The organism is Streptomyces sindenensis, from assembly GCF_014649035.1.
Lineage (GTDB): Bacteria > Actinomycetota > Actinomycetes > Streptomycetales > Streptomycetaceae > Streptomyces > Streptomyces sindenensis.
In genome coordinates, this window is sequence record NZ_BMSG01000025.1 from 1 (window position 1) to 21,447 (window position 21,447).

Consider the following 21,447-nt stretch of genomic DNA (forward strand, 5'->3'; position numbering starts at 1 on the left):
AGGTCCTTCAGCAGCTCGACGACGACTGACCGTCGGCCCCATTCTGAAACGATCAGTTAGTGGGTTCTTCGGGCGGGCCGAGAGAATCAGGCCGTCGAAGTCGACAGGTTGCCAGCGGTCTCGGCCTGCGGTGCGGACGGCCCATCCCTGTTCGTTGGCAGCGGGTTCGATGAGGATGACCTGGCCGTCGCCGATTCGGATGGCCAGGAGTTCCCAGAGGCGGTCGCGGATCCGGCGGCTGGGGTTGCCGACGAACACTCCGGCGCTGGCCTCGACCATCCATCGGGTCAGGTGACCACGGAGCCCTTCCGGGGCGGCGATGAGAATGATGACGGTCACGACGTGGGTTCGGTTTCGTGAGGTTCGGGTCCGATGACCGCGATGTGGTTGTCGGTCATTCCGTGTGTCGACAGGTCCGCGTGGCTCGCGTAATTGGTACCTCCCGGAACAGCGCCAACACTCTCGTCCCACAGGCTGTTGGCTTCGGGGTCGTCGAAGTCCGTTCCCTCGGGACTGAGCAGGCTCTTGACGTCGGTGACGATTCGGCCGAGCAGTTTGTCGCGGGCGATGAGGTCACGCAGTCCGAGTCGCGCATCGCGCTCTTCCGTGAGGCCCTGTGCTGCGAGATCGAAGGCGAGCGGGATCGTGTATTCGGCCTTGTAGAGGTCGGCGATGTCCAGGACGAATGAGGTGGCTTTGCCGGTGTGGACGAACCCGAGTCCTGTGCTGGCGCCGAGTCCGATAATGACGGCGTGGCAAATGCCGTAGAGGGCGGCGTTGGCGGCGGACAGGAGACGGTTGAGGTCGTCGCCGGCTGCGAATGCGTCCCCCGCCTTGTAGACACGGCCGTTCCAAGCGACGCCGGTTCGGTCGGCCTGCGCGCGGTAGAGCTTCTTGATGCGCGTGCCTTCCCGGCCGCGGAGTTGCTGCATGGTGAGGGCGGAGACGTCCTCGCCCGGGAAGCGCATGCCGTACATGGCGCGGGCCACGGAAAGGCGTTCCTTGGGGCGGGTGACGAGCCAGGCCTGGCGGTGCAGGAGGCCCGCTCCGCGGCTGGGGCCGAGTCCTGCCGCGTACATGCGGACACCTTGTTCACCGACCCAGCACACAGCGGTACCGGAGTCGGCGAGCAAGCGGATGGCACCGTGGGTCACGCGTGTGCCGGGGCCGAGCAGCATCACGGCCACCATCGCTGCGGGCACCCGGACGGTTTGCCTCTTGTTGATGATGACGACGGCGTTCTCGTCGCGGTCGAGATGGCTTCGTTCGACATAGACGCTGGAGACGCGGTCCACGAGACGGTGCAAGTCCTGGGGGTCGGCCTTCCACCAGATATCGGGCACGGGTTGTCATTCCCTTTCGGAGAGCGGGGCGAGGGTGAGCAGTCCGCATCCGTATGCCTTGGACGGTCCGATGCCGCCCAGGAGACGTTCGGTGAGGAGGGCAGGGTCGGTGACCCGCAGGCGTCCCTCGAAGGTCACGGCGTTCAGGACGACGTGGGCCTCCTTCGCGGTGACCGCCCCCTTTTTGAAGGAGCGACGCTGGCGGGCAGTGATGCGGATGTCACGGGGTGGTTCGTTGTCCGCACCGCCGGTTGCCTCCAGGTGGGGAGCGGCAGGGACGTCGAAACCCCACTTGGCGGTACGGGTGAGAAACCAGTTGAGCTGGGCTGCGGCCGTGCGGTGGCCGAGACGGAAACCTCGTCGCCGGCCTCCGTCCTCGATACGTGACTGTTGGCGCTCTGTGGGTTTGTCCGGCCTGCTGGTGTTCTGCACGGGGTTGGCGGTGAGGCGGAAGGCGAAGCTGCGCCCCGGCGCCAGTTGTTGCAGCAGCGGGGCGTAGTCGCGTACGGCGTAGTGATCACCGTCCGCGCCGGGCCATCCCGCCTGTTCGACGAGATGGGTCCAGTCCGGTGCGCCGGTACTCAGGACGAACAGGTGGGGGCGGTGAGGGTTGTCCGGGTCGAGCCGCCACAAGGTACGGGCCTGTTCGGGCACGCCCGGGAGCCCTCCTTCGACCGCGGCGTGCATGGCGCGCGGGCTGGCCAGAAGCTTGCGACTCGCGGCGCGCCAAGGGTTAATGCGAATACGGGAGAGATAGGGCATGTCGGTCACCAGCCCAGGAGGGCGAAGGGGTCGTGGCCGCCGGTGTCTCCGGGGCGATGGGGGTCCGGGGTCAGGCCGGTAGGTACTTCGAGGTAGGTATGCCGGGTACGGCGAGTGGTGAAGGCACGGCCGGCAGGCGCGAAGGACAGGGGAACGTCGTCGCGGACCTCCTCTCCCGCGGGGTCGTCGAGCGTCGCGGGAAGCCGGACGTGCGGTGCGTCGCCGTTCGCCCGCCCCCACCGTCGGCGTACGGCGCGCGCGGCCTGCCAGGGCTCCTCACGCAGTACGCCCTCGAGCGATCCGGAGCGTTGCCCCAGGGCCAGAGGCTGTGAGGGTGCACAGGATCGACGGCCTAGAGCAAGAGGGAAGGCGGGGTGCCGTACGGCGTGTTCGAGGGTGGTGATGAGCTCCTGGGGACCTTCCACTGCCGCGAGGAAGATGGCGTCCTGCAGATAGAAGCGCTGGGTGATATGAGTGCGCTTCGCGGGCGAGGTGGGCTTCTGCGAACCCTTTGCGGTCACGGCGGCGGAGAGGAGCGGCTGTCCCCGGTAGTCGCTCACCGTGTGGTAGTCGCGCAGGATACTGCCGGGTTGGTCGATGCGGATGCCGAGGGCCAGACCGGTCAGATCATCCAAGGGCGCGTAGCGGGAACGGCCGGCGGCTGCCGCGAGGAGCCCGACGACTCCGGATTTCGTCGGCTCGGGCCGGGTTTCACGACGGTTCAGGAGGCTGCTGCGGTCGCCCCACGACTGGAGCGGAGCGGCAAGTCGCAGCAGAAGGACGGAGGTGGGCACTCTGGGCGTCATGCCTGGTCTCCGAGTGCGGTGGCGATGCGGGTACGCAGGGTTGTGCGCAGGTCGGTGAAGGAGACAGGTTCGCCGAAGGCCTGGGTAAGGGTTTCGACCGTGTTTTTGGTGCGGCCCTCACGGTCGGTGAAGGTATGGCTGGCCGCACTGTAGAGGGGGATGTCGCCCCATACCTGTGTGGCGGTGAGGTGCTCCTCAGCAAGGCGCCGGGCGGAGTTCGCCTGGATCCCGGCTTCGGCCGCGACGGGCTCTTCGAAGGCTGAGACCAGGTTGACGGGCTGGTCGGTGCGCACGACGACGGCGACAAGGCTGGGCCGGGTGCGGTGGGCGAAGGAGTTCTGGTAGCCGGTGGGGGCGGACAGAGCGAAGCTGTCGACAAACCTGTCGAGAGCGTCGATGGCGGCTTCGGCGTCTCCACCGACGTTCTCGGTGAGCTGGGCGAACCCGACCGTGGCATACCGGTAAAGGGTCGCCGAGTTGAAGCCGATGGTCCCGATCATGCCGGCGCCGGTCTCGTCCTTCTCGTTCTGGTCGTCGACGGCGGTGTAGTAGTCGAATTCGAGCTGGGTCTCGTGGGTGGAGAGCGCATGGGCTACCTGCACGGCGGCGTCGACATTGAGCTTGGGGATGTCGGCGACCATCCGGCCGAACAGGGCGACGCCCACAGGATGGCCGGCCTGGAAGTGCTCAGCGACGGGCAGTTCCTTGACCGCTTCGGCGAGAGCCTTGTCGTCCAGGGCCGCGAGGTCTGCAGCGCGATCGTTCACCAGGGCGCCGACGGCGTCCAGTTGGGCGTTGCCGTAAAAGAGGAGGTAGGCGGTTTCACCTGCCTTCTTCCCCTGGCTCAGGCCGAGTTGGGCGAGCAACGCGGCGGAGATCCGGTCGGCGTCTTCACGGCCCAGGCCAGTGTTCCGCGAGATCCGCGCGCTGAGTTCGCTGATGATCCGCTTGGTACGGGTGGCGCGGTCGGGCTCTGCGGCGCGGGCGTCGAAGTGCTGGCGAGCGGCCCGCTTCCATGCCTGGGAAGAGACACGGGAGCGGCGGACTCCTCCGTAAATGGCTTCCTTGGGGTTTCCTTGATCATCTCGGTTGAGGTTGGCGGGCGGGACGGTCTGCACAACGTGCACGTCGATGTACATGCGCTGAGTCATCGGATTGCTCCAAGTCGTGTGGATGGGCGGCCCGGCCGGTGGGCGGGCCGCTCTGCGTAATGAGCGGAGGGGAATATTCACCGCAGGCGGATCTTGAGTCCGATGCAGGTCAGCGGCCTTGACGCGGCGAGTCCGCTGTATGCGTCCAGCCGTAGTAGTCGAGACCCCAGCGACGTCGCACGCGGGATCGTGAGTCCGGTCGGTTCCAGTCATGGATGTCGGCAGCCAGGCGGTTGTAGTCGAGGGGCTGCTTGATGTCCTTGAGCTGTGTGATCAGGCCGCGCAGCCGGAACTGGAGCGCCACCGTGGACGTCGCGGAGAAGGCCTGACGGAAGCGGGAGTCGACTGCCTCCTCGCTGGTCCGTTCATGGCGCCGGAGTGCAAGCATGGCCCGGCCGAGTCCGACGCCGTCACGATGCATCGGACGGTCCTGGCTCTGCTGGTGGAGCCCGTAGAGAGCAAGCGCCGCGTGCTCCGCCTCCTGCTGGGCCGAGACTTCCCCGCGACGGGCGGCGAAATCGTCAACGGGGCAGGTGTAGAACGCGAACATCTCCAGCACGGTCCCGGCAGGGCAGCCGAGCCCTCGGCGCAGTACGGCAAGGTCCTCCCCGGGCGGACGCCTTTCCGCCGGGGAGCCTTCCTTGCGGCGCCACGTGCCGTCCGCGGAGATGTAACGATGCCAGATTCGCTGTTTCGTGAAGTCTTCTTCGGTCATGGCCGTGTCCAGACGTGTTGAGGAACTTGGGGCGCAGCAGGGCGTGGCGGGGCGCCCCGGAGAGCGGGGGGAGCAGGAGCACCTCGGCCAGGGGCATGGTGGGCGTGCGAAACCTCGAAGGTGTCTCGTCGCCTATTCGCTGTCGGGGATTCCGCGGCTCCGCCGGACGGCCTCGGCCCGGTGGAGAATCTCTGCTCGGCGCCTGAGGAAGGATGCCTCGGCGAGGGAAGCCCGATACGTACGCTCAGGCTTCCCCTCCCCCTGTGAGACGCTTCTCCCCACGAAAGCTCCGACGGGCACTGCCTGCAGGAGCCGGTCGGCGGTTTCCCAACTCCGCCGCCAGGCCAGCTGTTCCCAGGCCAGCTGGCCCGCTTCGACGCGCTCCAGGTCCTCCACGCCCCTCATCCCCGTCAGCAACCGCCGCACCAGGGGGTCCAAGGCGTGCAGGACGAGTTCGCCAGGGCGCTGCCCCTTGTCCCAGGGGATCGGCTCCGCCCCCAGAGCGCGCCGCAGATCAGCGGAGAGATGGTTGACTGCCGTGGCCAACTGCTCTGCCTGTTCCGCTACTTCCAGAAGCGCTGCGCGGACGACGGTGCCGGCGTCGAGCGCCGCGAGCGGGAGAGGCAGCGCGTCGAACATCACGTCGTCAATAACTGCCGACTGGTTGCCGTACGCGACGCCGGAGAGCTCCACACGCAACGGATAGGACTCACCGAGCTCAGGCACAAGCGCGCCGGCCTGGTCCAGGAGCTTGCTCGTGGCGAACCCACTGGTCCGCTCTCCCGCTTCCCGGGACTGCCGCTCGGGCGCCAGAAGCGCATCAAGTCCGCGCCAGGCGGCTTTACCTGGCTGCAGGCGCAGGGGGCGGCGCGGCAACGAGGTTCCGCTTCTGCCCCTCGCCGAACTGCGACCTCCCGTCGGCTCCAATCGCCACATGGTGTGCGGCTCGGTCTCGGGCGTATGAGGCATCCGGTCCCCTGCGGCAACCAGCACCCGGGTCACTCTCAGGCCCTCGTCGCTCGTTTCCGGAAAGAGCCGAATCCGGCGGGACTGCCAGGTCCACAGGTCCAGGAGCCCTTCGGGTACCCGCGTGTCCCACTGCGGGGTGGCTACGGAACGCGGGGCACCGGCATCGCGCCTTCTCCACTGAGGCAGGTCGGTCGACGTCAGCGGAGCTCCGACCGGGAGATTGAGGAGAAGCGTCTCGAAGAGGGTCGTGCCGATCAGCAGAGTGACGCCCATCTGTCCGAGCGGTCCGGTCGGATTGCCGACCGTTTTGCCCGCTTTCGCCTTGGGGTCGCCCACGGCACCGGTCTTGATCGCCGCGGTGTCCCAGCACTGCGTGTGCATCAGCCAGTGCGCTGCCTGCGCCGGGGTCAGCGGGAAGACATCGCCTTCCGTACGCGAAGCGAACAGGGGAACGTTGTTGCCCGTTGCGGCGGTTGCCACGATCAGCCCGGCGTTCTTGGTCTCGCCCTTCGTCGTACGCAGGTCGGCGACTTGGCCGAAAGGGTGCACCGGGTCGAAGAGGTCGAACAGTGCGTGGTGCGTGTCCAGATACGCCTCGATCTTCCGGCGCTGCTCCGGTGTCCACCGCCCCGTCGAGTACCAACTCATCCACTCCCGCTCGTCCGCGGGGCGGCCCAGAGCGTCGAGAATCACGGGCAGCAGCACTTGCCGGAACACAGCCGCTCTCTGCGTGGGGACCTCCACCACCAGGCCACCAAACTCATGTGCCTCCAGCAGAGCCGTACGCAGGGGGAGTTCCCGTGCAAGCGCCCCCTCGACCGTGGGTAAGAGCAACCAGGGGTCGTCCGTCAGGGAGAAGCTAGGAACCATCAGTCCTCCTAGGGAAAGCTTCTGTGTTTAAAAGTAGCAAGGGCGACCGAGGGGCATGCATGTCTTCTCCACAACCAGGTGCAAGAATCCGGCCGTTGCCCCCGACTCAAGGCCGGGCCACCTGGAGACGGGGATGATCCCCTTCTTTGTTTGCACAACTGATCGGGAATCACTTCGTCCCCGCACACGCGGGGTACCGAGCCGCCGGGCACCAGCCCGGCGGCTCACCATGCCTCGCCTGGGACACCCGCAGTCGCGCGCCGAGAGTCGGCGTCCGAATCAGCAGGTGCCCGGATCTGTAGGCGTCTTGATCTGCCGGAGGCCGAACTCGTCGTCGTACGACACGGTGAACTCCCCCAGACAGGCCGTGCGCGACGCGTCCAGCACCAGAGCCCGGCTCCGACGCAACCACAGGTGCCCGTACCAGCCCGGTAGCGGGCTCAACTTCAGAGCAGATTCCGTGTACTTCGACGGCAGCCGCACTGCCGAGCCCAGCACCTCGTCCAGCACATCCGCCGACACGTCTCCGTTGACGCTCAGATTCCGGCCCGCCAATGTCCGGTAGACGGCGTCCTCACCGTCCCGGACCACCAGGACGACCTCGACGGATTGATCACCATCGCGTACGGCCGCTTGCAGCGATCCCTCATCGCTTCCGGCGGATGAGCCGCCGTAGTGCAGACCCGCCAGTGTCAGACGCTCGTGGTCGCCCTGCGGAGAGAGCAGAAACTGGCACGCCTCTTCAGCACGGGCACGGTCGCGGTCACCTTGCTCGCGGCCGGCGACGTCACCGGCGGGCTGCCACGACTCGGGCAGGAGCGGCATGTCCGCGTCGTACACCTTCTCCACCAGCGTGGGTACGTCCACGGGAACCGACCATTTCTCGCTTGCTCCCGGAAGTACGGCAGCGGTCCGCAGAAGCAGATGACGCCCGTAGATCATCTCGCCGGAGAACGTGAAGGCCGGTTCTCGGCCCGCACGCGGCTCGAAGCCGGTCACGAACACCTGCGGCGCGCGCAGCCGCTCCGGACGCCAGGTCTTCTCATGCCGATGCAGCCGCCCCATGCGTTGCAAGAGGAGGTCGACGGGGGCCAGATCCGAGATCAGCAGGTCGGCATCCACGTCAAAGGACTGCTCGGCAAGCTGAGTTGCCACGAGAATCAGGCGGCGGCCTCGTGACCGCGGCGCATCGGGGCCCAGCAGGCGGAGGCTCTCCTCCGTCAGGTCAGCACGCCGGGAGACCGTGAACCGAGCGTGCAGGAGGCGCACTTCATCGTCGGGGAACCGCTCGCGCAGCTCTCCGTAAAGACTCTGTGCCCGTGCGACGGAGTTACGGATGACGAGTGCGGTCCCTCCGTCGGCGAGCTCACTCGCCAGCAAGTCGCCCACGCCACTGTCTGCCTCGACCTGCAGCCGCTCCCGTTCCTCACGCGTACATCGCGCCCCGGGCACCTTCTCCGGCACCACTCGTACCGCCACATCGAGGTCCTCGCGCCAGCTGCTCGTCGCGTCCACATGGAACCGAGCGCTTCCGGAGGTCGGCAGCCACGCTGTCGTCACACTGGGATAGCCCCGCGGAGCCGGGATCTCCGCCCGGTACTCCTCCTTGGACGCCGCACCGGCGAGGTACGCGTCGAACAGCGTCTGCCGCTGGGCAGGGGCAAGTGTCGCCGAGAGCACGGCCACGGGCACGCCTGCCTGCCCCAGCCAGCGTAGGGCTTCCGCCAGGAACTGGCTCATGTACACATCGCACGCGTGGATCTCATCCAGCACCACGACCTTGCCCGCGAGCCCCGCCATCCGCAGCATCACATGCCGCGTGCGGGTGGCCGCGTACAGCAGTTGGTCGACTGTCCCGACGACGAACGGGGCCAGCAGCCCACGCTTCGGCCCAAGAAACCACTCCGCAGGAGCATTCCGCTCCTGCGGACCGCACACCTCGGACCCGACACCGTACGGGTCGTCGCCCATTCCGAACTCGTCGACTCCGCGGAACGCCTCGTCCAAAGACTTTCCCGCGTTCTCCAGGAGAGTCTTCCACTCATTGTTGAACGCCCTCTTCCCGTGCAGCAGTACCACTCGGGACGCCAAGTCGGGGTCGATGGACCCCGCCCAACGCCGGGTGCGGGTGAACATGGGGTCGCTAGTCGCCTGGGTCGGCATCCCCACGAAGACACCGTCCGCTCCGAACCTGGCCGCCAGGACTTCCGTCGCCGCCTGGGCCGCCTCCGTCTTGCCCTCCCCCATGGGTGCCTCGATCACCATCAGCCCCGGGCCGCCCATCTTGTGTGCGGCGTCGACGACCATGGCCTGCGAAGGCCGCGGGCCGTACCCGAACCGGTCGCGGAACGCCTCGGGCCCGGGGACGTCGAGGGACCCCCAGCCCCGCTGAAGCCCCAACGCCTGCCACGCCGACGCCGCCCGTACGCGGGAAGCCTCAAGGCTCACTCGCCCCAGGTCGTCCAGGCCCGTGAAGAAGCGTTCGTCACTCGCGATCCAGTCCGCCATGACCACCAGGCCGCTGAGCTGCAGCTGCAGCGCCCTGGACGGAACCACGGTGGGCTGTACGTCACCGAGGCTCTCGAATCCCAGCTCCGCGGTGAACACGTCCAGCACCGCTTGCTGAACCTGAAGCCAGGGTCCCGTTCCCCGCATCTGCCCCTTCGCAGGCTTGGGTTCCTGAACATCACGCAGCGAAGGGAACGCGCCGTGATGCCCCGCCACCAACGGCCACACCCAGTCCACCTGCTCCGGATCCCAGTGGGCCGAGGTCAACAGTTCACGCACGATCAGCCCACCGGCCCAGTCGTGCCGCCAGCGCTTCTGCTTCTTCACCCCCGCCACGGCAGCTGTCTCGACCCAGGTCAGCCCGGACCGACGTACCGCATCCGCCCCCTCGGGCCACAGGCGCTGATGCACCGGCGTCGCTTTCCCGCAGTCGTGCAGCCCGCACAACCAAGCGAACATCCGCCGCCCGAGTCCCGGCCCTCCGGCGATCTCCTCCAACGCCGACCGCGCTGAACCAGCAAGCAGACCGTCCCACAACAACTCTGCGACCGCGGCGGTGTCCAGGAGGTGCGCCATCAGGAGGTTCGTGGTGCCGCCCGCACGCTCCCGCGACTTGCCCCACAGCGTTTCCAACGCCCCGACTACGGCGGTCTCGTAATGCCCACTCAGCTGCTGTAAATCCACGATGCTCCCAGCACTCGGAATGCACCAGAGCGTAGAGGGCGCTACTGACAACGCATCGTGACCTGCAAGAAGCTACTGCCCATGAGCACTGACTGCTGGGCTCCGGACTATCTGACCACGATGGTGTTTGTGAGCATTTGGCGGGCACACACCCATCCCCGCAGGCGCGGGGTCCAGGCCCGGTGCTCCACGAGGCGCTTCTCCTCGCTCGGACCGTCCCCGCGGGCGCGGGGTCCACAGTGCGTGGCGCAGGTCGGCGGCCAGGGTGCTCGGACCATCCCCGCGGGCGCGGGGTCCACTGGGATGGCCATGCTGCCGCCTGGGAGGCGAGCGGACCATCCCCGCGGGCGCGGGGTCCACTCGTCGGTGCTCAGCGGCACGGCGGTGTCCTCCGGACCATCCCCGCGGGCGCGGGGTCCACGCCGGACCGATGGCGGGCATCCTCCCCGACACCGGACCATCCCCGCAGGCGCGGGGTCCACTGCCGTGCCCGGCCTGCGCCGCGACGGACCGCCGGACCATCCCCGCAGGCGCGGGGTCCACGGTTTGTCGCCCTCGGGCCACAGGCCGGTCGCCGGACCATCCCCGCAGGCGCGGGGTCCACGTTGGAAGTCACGCTGAACGAGACGATCAAGCTCGGACCATCCCCGCAGGCGCGGGGTCCACCCCGCCCGCTCCTCGACCGCTCCTGGCCGAGAGGACCATCCCCGCAGGCGCGGGGTCCACACCAGGCGGGCGGTGCCGCGGCTGGCGCTGCTCGGACCATCCCCGCAGGCGCGGGGTCCACGTCTCGGTGCCGTCCCAGTCGTGGTGGCCCGGCGGACCATCCCCGCAGGCGCGGGGTCCACCTGCTCTACGACGCCGCGCAGGTGGACGCGCACGGACCATCCCCGCAGGCGCGGGGTCCACAGCAGTGCCGTGGCGATGTCGTCCGGCAGGAACGGACCATCCCCGCAGGCGCGGGGTCCACTCGGTCTCCTCGGTCTCGCTCATCCCCACACCCGGACCATCCCCGCAGGCGCGGGGTCCACGCTTCGTGACCTGCAGCTCTGTGCCACAGAGACGCCGTTCTTCATTAGTCGGCTTCTTGGGGGCGCGAGCAGCAAGGCATATCTTGACGATGTTCTTGCCACAAGTCGATGACTCCCAAGTGCGCTCCCTCGGAGCATGTAGGGGATCGTGAGCCTTCTTGTACCGTCGGCAGCCCCGTGACCACGGCACGTTTCTAGATCATGGGTCGGCCTATGAGTCGGTGTCACTCTCCTGCGCTCGGCGGTCAGTCGGGTGGGGGCCGCGAAGTGTGGAGACAATCCGGCGGGAGCAGAAGCAGGGCCACCGTGAGGGCGAGCGCCGACGGGGGCGATATGGCGGAGGCGCGCCGGCGACGTCTCCAGTCGTCGTGGCGGGCGTGGCTCCCGTGCCGGACTGCACGCCGACGTTATCGGCACGTCGGCCCGACCGAGCCGCCACCGTCAGAATCATGGAAGACGAGTCATGCCCTGCCACAGCGCCAACGGGGTGGGGCGCCCCGCTGCCACAACGCGGACCAGTGCCGCTCGGACGTCTGCAGGTCCCCCGGATCCCGGTCCGAAAGAATGAACGAGGGCCGCCACTCTGGAGTGGCGGCCCCGCTCTCGCGTTCCCGCGGGTAGAAACGGTTCTCCACGAGACCGAACGGTGGGGCGGGTGGGACTCGAACCCACGGCCGACGGATTATGAGTCCGCTGCTCTAACCGGCTGAGCTACCGCCCCGTTTCGGCGTGGCGCGTACAAGTGTGCGCACCGTCTGCCGCAGCATAGCCGGTCATACGATCTCTCGCTTCGGTTGGCCGACTTCACCTGATCTTGAGGACGTCGCTGCGTGCTGCCCGGTTGCGGGGAAGATCGGGGAGACTCCGAAGAGTCGCTCCGAGGGCCCGGCCGAGGCCCCGTCCACCGTCCCGGAGGGGGTGGGGGCACGCACGCGAAAGAGGACCCCGAAGGGTCCTCTCCCGTTCCGCTCCCCCGACTGGACTCGAACCAGTAACCCTCCGGTTAACAGCCGAATGCTCTGCCAATTGAGCTACAGGGGATCGCGCTCCCCCGACTGGACTCGAACCAGTAACCTGCCGGTTAACAGCCGGCTGCTCTGCCAATTGAGCTACAGGGGATTGCTGCGTTGCTTCGAAAGCGTACCTGCCTGGCGGCTGCCGGGCGGCGCGCGTTCGCTGCGACACATACATTAGCGCAAGCAGGGGGGTGCTCCGCCAATCGGTATCGCCCGGGGTGATCTCGGGTGGTCGCGGGTAGGCGGGCTGCACACGTCGCACCAAGCGTAGGAAGGGTGGCAGCCATGCGGTACCGGCTCACGTTCATCGCCGGAGTGGCCCTCGGTTACGTGCTCGGCACGCGAGCCGGGCGCGAGCGTTACGAGCAGCTGAAGAAGTCGGCCCGGCAGTTCACGGAGAACCCCGCCGTGCGCAACGCCGCCGAGAGCGCCGCCCACAGCGGGCGCGACATCGCGGGCAAGGCGTACCACTCGGTCAGCGACAAGGTCGGGGACAAGGTGCCCGCATCCGTCGCCGAGCGGGTCCGGTCGTTGCGCGACCGCAGCAGCCAGAACGGGTTCGAGGACGACTGGGGGACGACCAACACCTAGGTCCTGTCGTCGAACTGCCGTCGTCGCCCGTAGGGCGGCCGCGCGGCCGCCGGTGTGTGCGATCGCAAGGCGCCCAGAGGGTCTTGTGGCGGAGCTGCCGGGGCATGTCGGCGACGCCGCGAGCGTGCGTGCCGGGCGTCGCACGGCGGACGGCAGTTCGACGCCAGGGCCTGGCGGCCCCGCAGGGCCCGGTGCGAGTGCGGTGTGAGTTACGGGAAAGTCCCGCGGTGCGGCAGAATCTCCGTATGGGCATAGTCGCGGGGCTGGACAGTTCTTCCGCCTTCACTCACATCGTCGTCTGCGATACGGACTCGGGCGCCGTGCTCCGGGAGGGGTACGCCGCCCATCCGGTCGAGGCCAAGGCCGCCGAGGTCGATCCGCAGGCCTGGCTGCTCTCGCTCGGTGAGGCGGCCTCCGGTGGGCTGCTCGAAGGTGTGCAGGCCATCGGGGTCTCCGCGCAGCAGCACGGGCTCGTTCCCCTGGACCAGCAGGGCAATCTCGTACGCCCGGCCCTGCTCGGCAACGACCGGCGGGCGCAGGTCGCCGCGGCCGATCTCGTCGACGGGCTGGGCGGGCGGCAGGCCTGGGCCGAGGCCGTCGGGGCCGTGCCGAGCGCCGCGCAGCCCGTGGCGAAGCTGCGCTGGCTGGCGCGGACCGAGCCGGAGAACGCCCAGCGGGTGGCCGCCGTGCTCCAGCCGCACGACTGGCTCGTGTGGCAGTTGCTGGGCAGGCCCGCCCGGCGGACCACGGACCGGGGCGCGGCCTCGGGCACCGGGTACTGGTCGGCCGGGTCCGCCTCCTACCGGCCCGATCTGGTCGAGCTGGCCCTCGGGCACTCCGCCGCGCTGCCCGAGGTGCTCGGGCCCGCCGACTCCGCCGGGATGACCCCGGAAGGGCTGCTGATCTCCGCGGGCACCGGCGAGACCATGGCCGCCGCCTTCGGGCTCGGGGTCGCCGAGGGTGACGCGGTGGTGTCGCTGGGGGCCTCCGGATCCGTCATGGCGGTCCACCACGAGGCGCTCGCCGATCCGAGCGGGATGATCACCTCGTTCGCCGACGCCACCGGCATGCATCTGCCGGTCGTCCACCTCTCCAACGCCGTGCGGGCGCTGCGCGGCACGGCCGAGATGCTGGGTCTGGACGGGCTGGAGGAGCTGTCCTCGCTCGCCCTGAAGTCGACGCCCGGCGCCTCGGGGCTGGTCCTGCTGCCCTACCTGGAAGGTGAGCGCACTCCTCGGCTTCCCCACACCGCGGGCACCCTCTGCGGGCTGCGGCGTGAGTCGATGAAGCCGGAGCACCTGGCGCGCGCCTCGTTCGAGGGCATGCTGTGCTCGCTCGCCGACGCCCTGGACGTGCTGCGCGGGCGGGGTGTGGAGGTGCGGCGGGTGTTCCTGCTGGGAGCCGCCGCCGAGCTGCCCGCCGTACAGGCGCTGGCTCCGGCGGTGTTCGGTACCCAGGTCGTGGTGCCGCAGCCGGCCCAGTACGCGGCGATCGGCGCGGCCCGGCAGGCGGCCTGGGCACTCGGGGTCTCGCAGGGCTCCCTCGACCCGCGCACTCCCCCGCCGTGGCAGGGCGCCGCCGCCCAGGTGCTGGAGCCCGGTGACGAGCTGGCGGTGGGCGGTGCGGTGCGGCAGCAGTACGCGGCGACCCGGGACCAGATCCATCCCGGGGCCTTCGGCGGTCCGCAGCCGGCTTAGGTCCTGTCGTCACACCGCCGTCGTCGCCCGGAGGGCGGCCGCGCGGCGTCCGGTGCGTGCGATCGCAAGGCGCCTGAATGGTCTTGTAGCGGAGCTACCAGGGCATTTGGGCAACGCCGCGAGCGTGCGTGCCGGGCGTCGCGCGGCAGACGGCAGTTCGACGCCAGGACCTAAGCCCCCGTTCGCGCCCGGCTGTGAGCCCGAGCGCGGGGGCCTCCCCCGCGCTCCAGGTTTGACCCGGGCTTGGGGAAAACGGTTCGCCCCCGGAGTACGGCGTACGCGAAACTGGGTCGGCCTCTGCCTGCCGCCGATTCCGAGAGACGCGCGTGCTCATAAAACTCCTGCGGGCCCATCTGGGCCCGTACAAGAAACCCATCGTGCTGCTGGTCCTCCTCCAGCTGCTCCAGACCTGCGCCACCCTGTATCTGCCCAGCCTGAACGCCGACATCATTGACAACGGTGTCGTCACGGGTGACACCGGATACATCCTGGAGTTCGGCGGTCTCATGATCGCCGTCAGCGTTCTCCAGGTGCTCTGCAATGTGGGGGCCGTCTTCTACGGGGCCCGTACCGCCTCCGCCCTCGGGCGGGACGTGCGGGCCGCCGTCTTCGACCGGGTGCAGTCCTTCTCGGCCCGGGAGCTGGGGCGCTTCGGGGCGCCCTCGCTGATCACCCGGACCACCAACGACGTCCAGCAGGTCCAGATGCTGGTGCTGCTGGCGTTCACGCTGATGGTGTCGGCCCCGATCATGTGCGTCGGCGGGATCATCATGGCGCTCGGCCTGGATGTGCCGCTCTCCGCGGTGCTGCTGGCGGTCGTGCCGGTGCTCGGGGTCTCGGTCGGGCTCATCGTGCGGAAGATGGGGCCGCTGTTCCGCACCATGCAGGAGCGGCTGGACGGGGTGAACCGGGTGCTGCGCGAGCAGATCACCGGCAACCGGGTGATCCGGGCGTTCGTCCGGGACGGGTACGAGGAGAAGCGCTTCCGGGGCGCGAACACCGAGCTGACCGATGTGTCGGTGGCGACCGGGCGGCTGATGGCGCTGATGTTCCCGACCGTCATGACGGTGGTGAACCTGTCGTCGATCGCGGTGGTGTGGTTCGGCGCGCACCGCATCGACAGCGGCGGGATGCAGATCGGTGCGCTGACCGCGTTCCTCGCCTACCTGATGCAGATCGTGATGGCCGTGATGATGGCCACCTTCATGTTCATGATGGTGCCGCGCGCCGAGGTGTGCGCCGAGCGCATCGAGGAGGTCCTCGGGACCGCATCGAGTGTCGTGCCGCCCGTCGCCCCGGTCCTGGAATTGGGCCGGCACGGGCATCTGGAGGTGCGGGGCGCGGAGTTCCGGTATCCGGGGGCGGAGGAGCCGGTGCTGCGGAACGTCGACCTGGTGGCCCGGCCCGGGGAGACCACCGCGGTCATCGGGTCCACCGGCAGCGGGAAGTCCACGCTGCTCGGGCTCGTGTCCCGGCTTTTCGATGTGACGGACGGCGAGGTGCTGGTCGACGGCGAGGACGTGCGGACGCTGGATCCGGCGCTGCTGGCGAGGACGGTGTCCCTGGTGCCGCAGAAGCCGTACCTCTTCTCGGGGACGGTCGCGACGAACCTGCGGTACGGGAATCCGGACGCCACCGACGAGGAGCTGTGGCACGCGCTGGAGGTGGCGCAGGCCAAGGAGTTCGTCGAGGCGCTGGAGCACGGGCTCGACGCGCCGATCGCGCAGGGCGGCACCAATGTGTCCGGCGGTCAGCGGCAGCGGCTCGCGATCGCGCGGACGCTGGTGCGGCGGCCGGAGATCTATCTCTTCGACGACTCGTTCTCGGCGCTGGACTACGCGACCGACGCCGCGCTGCGGGCGGCGCTCGGCCGGGAGACGGCCGGGGCGACCGTGGTGATCGTGGCGCAGCGGGTGTCCACCATCCGTGACGCGGACCGGATCCTGGTGCTGGACGAGGGCCGGCTCGTGGGCACCGGCACCCATCACGAGCTGATGGACGGCAATGAAACGTACCGGGAGATCGTGCTCTCCCAGCTGACGGAAGCGGAGGCCGCGTGATGGCCGGTCCGGGCGGACGGATGATGGCCGGGGGCGCGCCCACCGACCGGTCGATGGATTTCAAGGGGTCGAGCAAGCGGCTGCTGAAGCGGTTCGGCCGGGAGAAGGCCTCACTGTGGCTGATGCTGGGCGCGGTGGCGCTGAGCGTCGCGCTGTCGGTGGCCGGGCCGAAGATCCTGGGGAAGGCGACCGACCTGGTCTTCGCCGGTGTGGTCGGGCGGGAGATGGCCGGGGGCACGACGAAGGCGCAGGCGATCGAGGGGCTGCGGGAGGACGGCCGGGGGTCGATGGCCGACATGCTGTCGGGCGTGGACTTCACCCCGGGTGAGGGCATCGATTTCGGCGCGGTGGGGAACGTCCTGCTGATGGCGCTGGTGGTCTACGTCGGGGCCGGGCTGCTGATGCTCGTGGCGACGCGGGTGTCGATCCGGGTGATCAACCGGATCGTGTTCCAGTTGCGCGAGGACCTCCAGACGAAACTGGCGCGGCTGCCGCTGTCGTACTTCGACCGGGCCAAGCGCGGTGAGGTGCTGAGCCGGGCGACGAACGACATCGACAACATCTCGCAGACCCTCCAGCAGACGATGGGCCAGCTCATCAACTCCCTGCTGACGATCGTCGGCGTGCTGGTCGTGATGTTCTGGATCTCGCCGCTGCTGGCGCTGGTCGCGCTGGTGACGGTTCCGCTGTCGGTGGTCGTGGCGACGCAGGTCGGCAAGCGGTCGCAGCCGCAGTTCGTGCGGCAGTGGCAGGTGACGGGGAAGCTCAACGCCCATATCGAGGAGATGTACACCGGGCACACCCTGGTGAAGGTTTTCGGCCGGCAGGAGGAGTCCGCGCGGGACTTCGCCGAGCAGAACGACGCGCTCTACGAGGCGGGCTTCAAGGCCCAGTTCGCCAGCGGGCTCATGCAGCCGCTGATGTTCTTCATCTCGAACATCAACTACGTGCTGGTCGCGGTGGTCGGGGGGCTCCGGGTCGCCTCGGGTGCGCTGTCGATCGGTGACGTGCAGGCGTTCATCCAGTACTCGCGGCAGTTCTCGATGCCGCTGACGCAGGTCGCCTCGATGGCCAACCTGGTGCAGTCCGGCATCGCTTCGGCGGAGCGGGTCTTCGAGCTGCTGGACGCCGAGGAGCAGGACGCGGATCCGGAGCACGGAGCGCGCCCGGAGCGGTTGGAGGGCCGGGTCTCGCTGGAGAAGGTGGCCTTCCGCTACGAGCCGGAGAAGCCGCTGATCGAGGATCTGTCGCTGAGCGTGGAGCCGGGGCAGACCGTGGCGATCGTCGGTCCGACGGGGGCGGGCAAGACGACCCTGGTCAATCTGCTGATGCGGTTCTACGAGGTGACCGGCGGGCGGATCGCGCTCGACGGGGTCGACGTGGCGAAGATGTCCCGGGACGATCTGCGGTCCTCGATCGGGATGGTGCTCCAGGACACCTGGCTGTTCGGCGGGACGATCGCGGAGAACATCGCGTACGGCGCTTCGCGCGAGGTCACCCGGGAGGAGATCGAGGAGGCGGCCCGGGCGGCGCACGCGGACCGGTTCATCCGGACGCTGCCCGACGGGTACGACTCGGTGATCGACGACGAGGGGACCGGGGTCAGCGCGGGCGAGAAGCAGCTGATCACCATCGCGCGGGCGTTCCTGTCCGACCCGGTGATCCTGGTCCTCGACGAGGCGACCAGCTCGGTGGACACCCGGACCGAGGTGCTGATCCAGAAGGCGATGGCGCGGCTGGCCCACGGGCGTACGTCGTTCGTGATCGCGCACCGGCTCTCCACGATCCGGGACGCGGACGTGATCCTGGTGATGGAGAACGGGTCGATCGTCGAACAGGGCACGCACGAGGAGCTGTTGGCGGCCGGTGGGGCCTATGCCCGGCTGTACGCCGCCCAGTTCGCCCAGGCGCTGGCCGAGGTGGACTGAGGCGTTCCCTGCGGATCAGTCGAGGTAGCCGCGGAGTTGGTCGGCGAAGGCGTGGTCCCGCAGCCTGCTGAGGGTCTTGGACTCGATCTGGCGGATACGTTCGCGTGTCACGCCGAAGATGCGTCCTATCTCCTCCAGGGTGCGGGGCCGCCCGTCGTCCAGGCCGTAGCGCAGTTGCACCACCTTGCGTTCGCGTTCGCCGAGGGTGGAGAGCACCGCCTCCAGGTGCTGGCGCAGCAGCAGGAAGGCGGCGGACTCGACGGGTGAGGCGGCGTCGCCGTCCTCGATGAGGTCGCCGAAGGAGACGTCGTCCTCCTCGCCGACGGGGGCGTGCAGGGAGACCGGTTCCTGGGCCAGGCGGAGGACTTCGGTGACCCGCTCGGGGGTCAGGTCCAGTTCGACGGCGATGTCCTCGGCGGTCGGCTCGACGCCGCGCTCCTGGAGGAGGTGGCGCTGGACGCGCACCACGCGGTTGATCAGCTCCACGACGTGGACGGGGACGCGGATGGTGCGGGCCTGGTCGGCGAGGGCGCGGGACATGGCCTGGCGGATCCACCAGGTGGCGTACGTGGAGAACTTGTAGCCCCGGGCGTAGTCGAACTTCTCCACGGCCCGGATCAGGCCGAGATTGCCCTCCTGGACGAGGTCGAGCATGGTCAGCCCGCGGCCCACATACCGCTTGGCGACGGAGACGACGAGGCGGAGGTTGGCCTCGATGAGGCGGCGTTTGGCGGTGCGGCCCATGACGACGAGCCGGTCCAGGTCGCCCGCGAGCCGGGAGTCCAGGTCCGGGGTGCCCGCGAGCCGCTCCTCCGCGAAGAGTCCGGCCTCGACGCGGCGGGCCAGCTCGACCTCCTCGGCGGCGGTGAGCAGCGGGATGCGGCCGATCTCGCGCAGATACTGCCGGAACAGGTCGGAGGTGGGGCCACCGGTGTCCGCCCGGTTCCTGGGGTCCGGGGGTTCGGGGAGGTGCGTCGCTTCCACCATGACTGCCTCGGGTGCGTGTCCGGGCGGGCCGGCTGCGGTCTCCGGGTGGCGCAGGGCCCTGTTCTGCGCGGGGATGGCCGCCATGGGCGCGGTCGTGGTCGTCACGGTCCGGGTCTGCACGGGGGCGACCTCCAGGTGATCGCTGCCGGATGACGGGGCGGAGGCCTGTCCGGGCCCGGGTGTTCCCCTGCGGACCGGCGTGCTCCGATGACTCAGACATTCCCCAGTGTGGGGTACGACACACGGCTGTCACGAGGGGCGTGCGGGGACTTTCTGATTCCGGTCCGTCACCGGGCGGTTACCGGCCCGGCCGGGGAGGGGGGCCTCAGAGCGCGGCGGCACCGTGGGCGCGCAGCGTCTGGGCGTACTGCTGGAGCACCCAGACCTCGTTCTGCGCGGCGGCCAGGTCCTGGGGGGCGACGTGGTTGCCGAGGCGGGCGAGGCTGCTCTGTACGTCGGCGATGCGGCGGTCGACCGCGCGCAGCCGGACGTGGACGAGGTGCATGCCCGCGTAGGTCTCGTCGATGGTGCGGCCGTGGAAGACCTCGACGGCCAGCTCGGTGACGAGGTTGCGGACGGTGTTGTCGGGGGCGGCGTCCAGGACCGCGCCCAGATACGCCCGGTCGTCGGCGATGCCCTGCTCGGCGCCGCCCGCCTCCTCGATGCAGCGGCGCACGGCGGCGTAGGGCGGGGCGGTGAACTCGTCCACGCCGTACGCGTCGAAGGCCGGGGAGACCAGGGCGGGCTTCTGGAGGGCGAGCTTGAGCAGTTCGCGCTCGGTGCGGTGGGCGGGGCTGCGGAGGTTGAGCGCGGGGCCGGAGAAGGCGGGCGCCGGGGCGGGGGCGGTCTGCTGCGGGGCGCCGCCGCGCGGGCCCCGGCCCTGGGGGCCGCCCCGGCCGCCGCGGTCGCCCTGGTCACCGCCCTTGTCACGGGCCCAGCGGGCGAGCTGGGCGACGCGGTGGACGACGAACTCCTGGTCGAGGATGCCGACGAGACCGGCGAGCTGGACGGCGACCTCCCGCTGCACGCTGCTCGTCTTGATCTTGGCGACGACGGCGGCGGCCTCGTCCAGGGCGGCGGCCCGGCCGGCCGGGGTCTCCAGGTCGTAGCGGCCGACGATCTGGCGCAGGGCGAACTCGAAGAGCGGGGTGCGCGGCTCGACCAGGTCGCGCACGGCGTCGTCGCCCTTGACGAGCCGCAGGTCGCAGGGGTCCATGCCGTCCGGGGCGATGGCGATGTAGGTCTCGGCGGCGAACTTCTGGTCGTCCTCGAAGGCGCGCAGGGCGGCCTTCTGGCCGGCCGAGTCGCCGTCGAAGGTGAAGATCACGCGGGCGCTGCCGTTGTCCATGAGGAGGCGGCGCAGGATCTTGATGTGGTCGTTGCCGAAGGCGGTGCCGCAGGTGGCGATGGCGGTGGTGACCCCGGCGAGGTGGCAGGCCATGACGTCGGTGTAGCCCTCGACGACGACGGCGCGGCTGGCCTTGGCGATGTCCTTCTTGGCCAGGTCGATGCCGTACAGCACCTGGGACTTCTTGTAGATCGGGGTCTCGGGGGTGTTCAGGTACTTCGGGCCGTTGTCGTCGTCGCGGAGCTTGCGGGCGCCGAAGCCGACGATGTCGCCCGCGGTGTCGCTGATCGGCCACATGAGCCGGCCGCGGAAGCGGTCGATGGGGCCGCGCCGGCCGTCCTGGGAGAGGCCGGAGGTGATCAGCTCCTTGTCGCTGAAGCCCTTGCCGCGGAGATAGCGGGTGAGATGGTCCCAGCCGGCCGGGCTGTAGCCGACCCGGAAGTGGGTGGCGGCCTCCTGGTCGAAGCCGCGCTCGGCGAGGAACTTCCGGCCGATCTCGGCCTCGGGGCTCTCCAGCGCGCGCACGTAGAACTCGGCGGCGGCCTGGTGGGCCTCGATCAGCCGGATGCGTTCGCCGCGCTGGTGGGAGGGGTTGTAGCCGCCCTCCTCGTACCGCAGGGTGATGCCCGCCTTGGCGGCGAGGCGCTCGACCGTCTCCGAGAAGGAGAGGTGGTCGATCTTCATCACGAAGGCGATCGTGTCGCCGCCCTCCTGGCAGCCGAAGCAGTGGAACAGGCCCTTGGAGGGGCTGACCTGGAAGGAGGGGGACTTCTCGTCGTGGAAGGGGCAGAGGCCCTTGAGATTTCCGCCGCCCGCGTTGCGCAGCTGGAGGTACTCGGACACGACGGCGTCGATCGGGACCGCGTCCCGTACCGCCTTCACGTCGTCGTCATTGATCCTGCCTGCCACGCATGAAGTCTACGGGTGGCGTCGGACAGCCGGGCGCGCGGCGGGCTTCGGACCGGGGTGCGGGCTCTGACC

General features: G+C 69.3%; 14 protein-coding genes, 3 tRNA genes and 1 CRISPR repeat array. Of the genes, 4 read left to right on the forward strand and 13 right to left on the reverse strand.

Translation table 11 applies throughout. The features are described 5' to 3' along the window. The 11 genes from cas2e to IE145_RS23835 form a co-directional block, all read right to left on the reverse strand. On the reverse strand, nt 1–339 hold a 339-nt coding region (gene cas2e / locus IE145_RS23785; RefSeq protein WP_229825774.1), incomplete at its 3' end, for a type I-E CRISPR-associated endoribonuclease Cas2e. After that, nucleotides 336–1,343: a type I-E CRISPR-associated endonuclease Cas1e gene (gene cas1e, locus IE145_RS23790; protein WP_189527484.1), complete on the reverse strand. Its 1,008-nt coding sequence runs from the start codon at nt 1,341–1,343 to the stop codon at nt 336–338. The genes cas2e and cas1e, both read right to left, overlap by 4 nt. Before the next feature lie 6 nt (nt 1,344–1,349). Then, nucleotides 1,350–2,105, reverse strand: coding sequence for a type I-E CRISPR-associated protein Cas6/Cse3/CasE (cas6e, locus tag IE145_RS23795; protein WP_189527567.1), 756 nt, complete (start codon nt 2,103–2,105; stop codon nt 1,350–1,352). 5 nt (nt 2,106–2,110) lie between these two features. Beyond that, nucleotides 2,111–2,911 carry a type I-E CRISPR-associated protein Cas5/CasD gene (gene cas5e / locus IE145_RS23800; RefSeq protein WP_189527485.1) on the reverse strand — a complete coding sequence of 267 codons (801 nt, stop codon included), beginning with the start codon at nt 2,909–2,911 and terminating at the stop codon, nt 2,111–2,113. Continuing rightward, on the reverse strand, nt 2,908–4,062 hold the full coding sequence (gene cas7e, locus IE145_RS23805; protein ID WP_189527486.1) for a type I-E CRISPR-associated protein Cas7/Cse4/CasC: 1,155 nt from the start codon (nt 4,060–4,062) through the stop codon (nt 2,908–2,910). The genes cas5e and cas7e overlap by 4 nt, the downstream gene beginning before the upstream one ends. Before the next feature lie 109 nt (nt 4,063–4,171). Continuing rightward, complete coding sequence (casB, locus tag IE145_RS23810; RefSeq protein ID WP_189527487.1) at nt 4,172–4,777, reverse strand: type I-E CRISPR-associated protein Cse2/CasB; 606 nt, start codon at nt 4,775–4,777, stop codon at nt 4,172–4,174. A 132-nt stretch (nt 4,778–4,909) separates the two neighbouring features. Then, nucleotides 4,910–6,616 (reverse strand): type I-E CRISPR-associated protein Cse1/CasA, encoded by a 1,707-nt coding sequence (gene casA, locus IE145_RS23815; RefSeq protein ID WP_189527488.1) that lies wholly within the window; start codon nt 6,614–6,616, stop codon nt 4,910–4,912. Between the two features lie 279 nt (nt 6,617–6,895). After that, nucleotides 6,896–9,808, reverse strand: a complete 2,913-nt coding sequence (gene cas3 / locus IE145_RS23820; RefSeq protein ID WP_189527489.1) for a CRISPR-associated helicase Cas3' — start codon at nt 9,806–9,808, stop codon at nt 6,896–6,898. Nucleotides 9,809–9,956: 148 nt separating this feature from the next. Then, a CRISPR array of direct repeats spans nt 9,957–10,839; the repeat unit is 29 nt; unit sequence CGGACCATCCCCGCAGGCGCGGGGTCCAC. Between the two features lie 647 nt (nt 10,840–11,486). Further along, a tRNA-Ile gene (locus IE145_RS23825) sits at nt 11,487–11,560 on the reverse strand. Between the two features lie 247 nt (nt 11,561–11,807). Continuing rightward, nucleotides 11,808–11,880: transfer RNA gene (locus IE145_RS23830), tRNA-Asn, on the reverse strand. A 5-nt stretch (nt 11,881–11,885) separates the two neighbouring features. Further along, nucleotides 11,886–11,958, reverse strand: a tRNA-Asn gene (locus tag IE145_RS23835). A 182-nt stretch (nt 11,959–12,140) separates the two neighbouring features. Here IE145_RS23835 and IE145_RS23840 point away from each other — a divergent pair. From IE145_RS23840 to IE145_RS23855, 4 genes are all read left to right on the forward strand, one after another. After that, entirely contained in the window at nt 12,141–12,446 is a 306-nt protein-coding gene (locus tag IE145_RS23840; protein WP_003969335.1) for a hypothetical protein, read from the forward strand. Between the two features lie 245 nt (nt 12,447–12,691). Beyond that, a complete protein-coding gene (locus tag IE145_RS23845; RefSeq protein WP_189527490.1) occupies nt 12,692–14,143 on the forward strand; it encodes an FGGY family carbohydrate kinase in 1,452 nt (483 codons plus the stop codon). A 326-nt stretch (nt 14,144–14,469) separates the two neighbouring features. Then, the gene (locus tag IE145_RS23850) at nt 14,470–16,203 is read left to right on the forward strand and encodes an ABC transporter ATP-binding protein (RefSeq protein ID WP_189527491.1); all 1,734 of its coding nucleotides are present in this window, start codon (nt 14,470–14,472) and stop codon (nt 16,201–16,203) included. Beyond that, complete coding sequence (locus IE145_RS23855) at nt 16,203–18,131, forward strand: ABC transporter ATP-binding protein (RefSeq protein ID WP_189527568.1); 1,929 nt, start codon at nt 16,203–16,205, stop codon at nt 18,129–18,131. Before IE145_RS23850 ends, IE145_RS23855 begins: the two co-directional genes overlap by 1 nt. A gap of 15 nt (nt 18,132–18,146) precedes the next feature. Here IE145_RS23855 and IE145_RS23860 read toward each other — a convergent pair whose 3' ends face one another. Both IE145_RS23860 and dnaG read right to left on the reverse strand, forming a co-directional pair. Beyond that, entirely contained in the window at nt 18,147–19,238 is a 1,092-nt protein-coding gene (locus IE145_RS23860; protein WP_189527492.1) for an RNA polymerase sigma factor, read from the reverse strand. Between the two features lie 205 nt (nt 19,239–19,443). Continuing rightward, the gene (gene dnaG / locus IE145_RS23865) at nt 19,444–21,375 is read right to left on the reverse strand and encodes a DNA primase (protein ID WP_189527493.1); all 1,932 of its coding nucleotides are present in this window, start codon (nt 21,373–21,375) and stop codon (nt 19,444–19,446) included. Between the last annotated feature and the right edge of the window lie 72 nt (nt 21,376–21,447).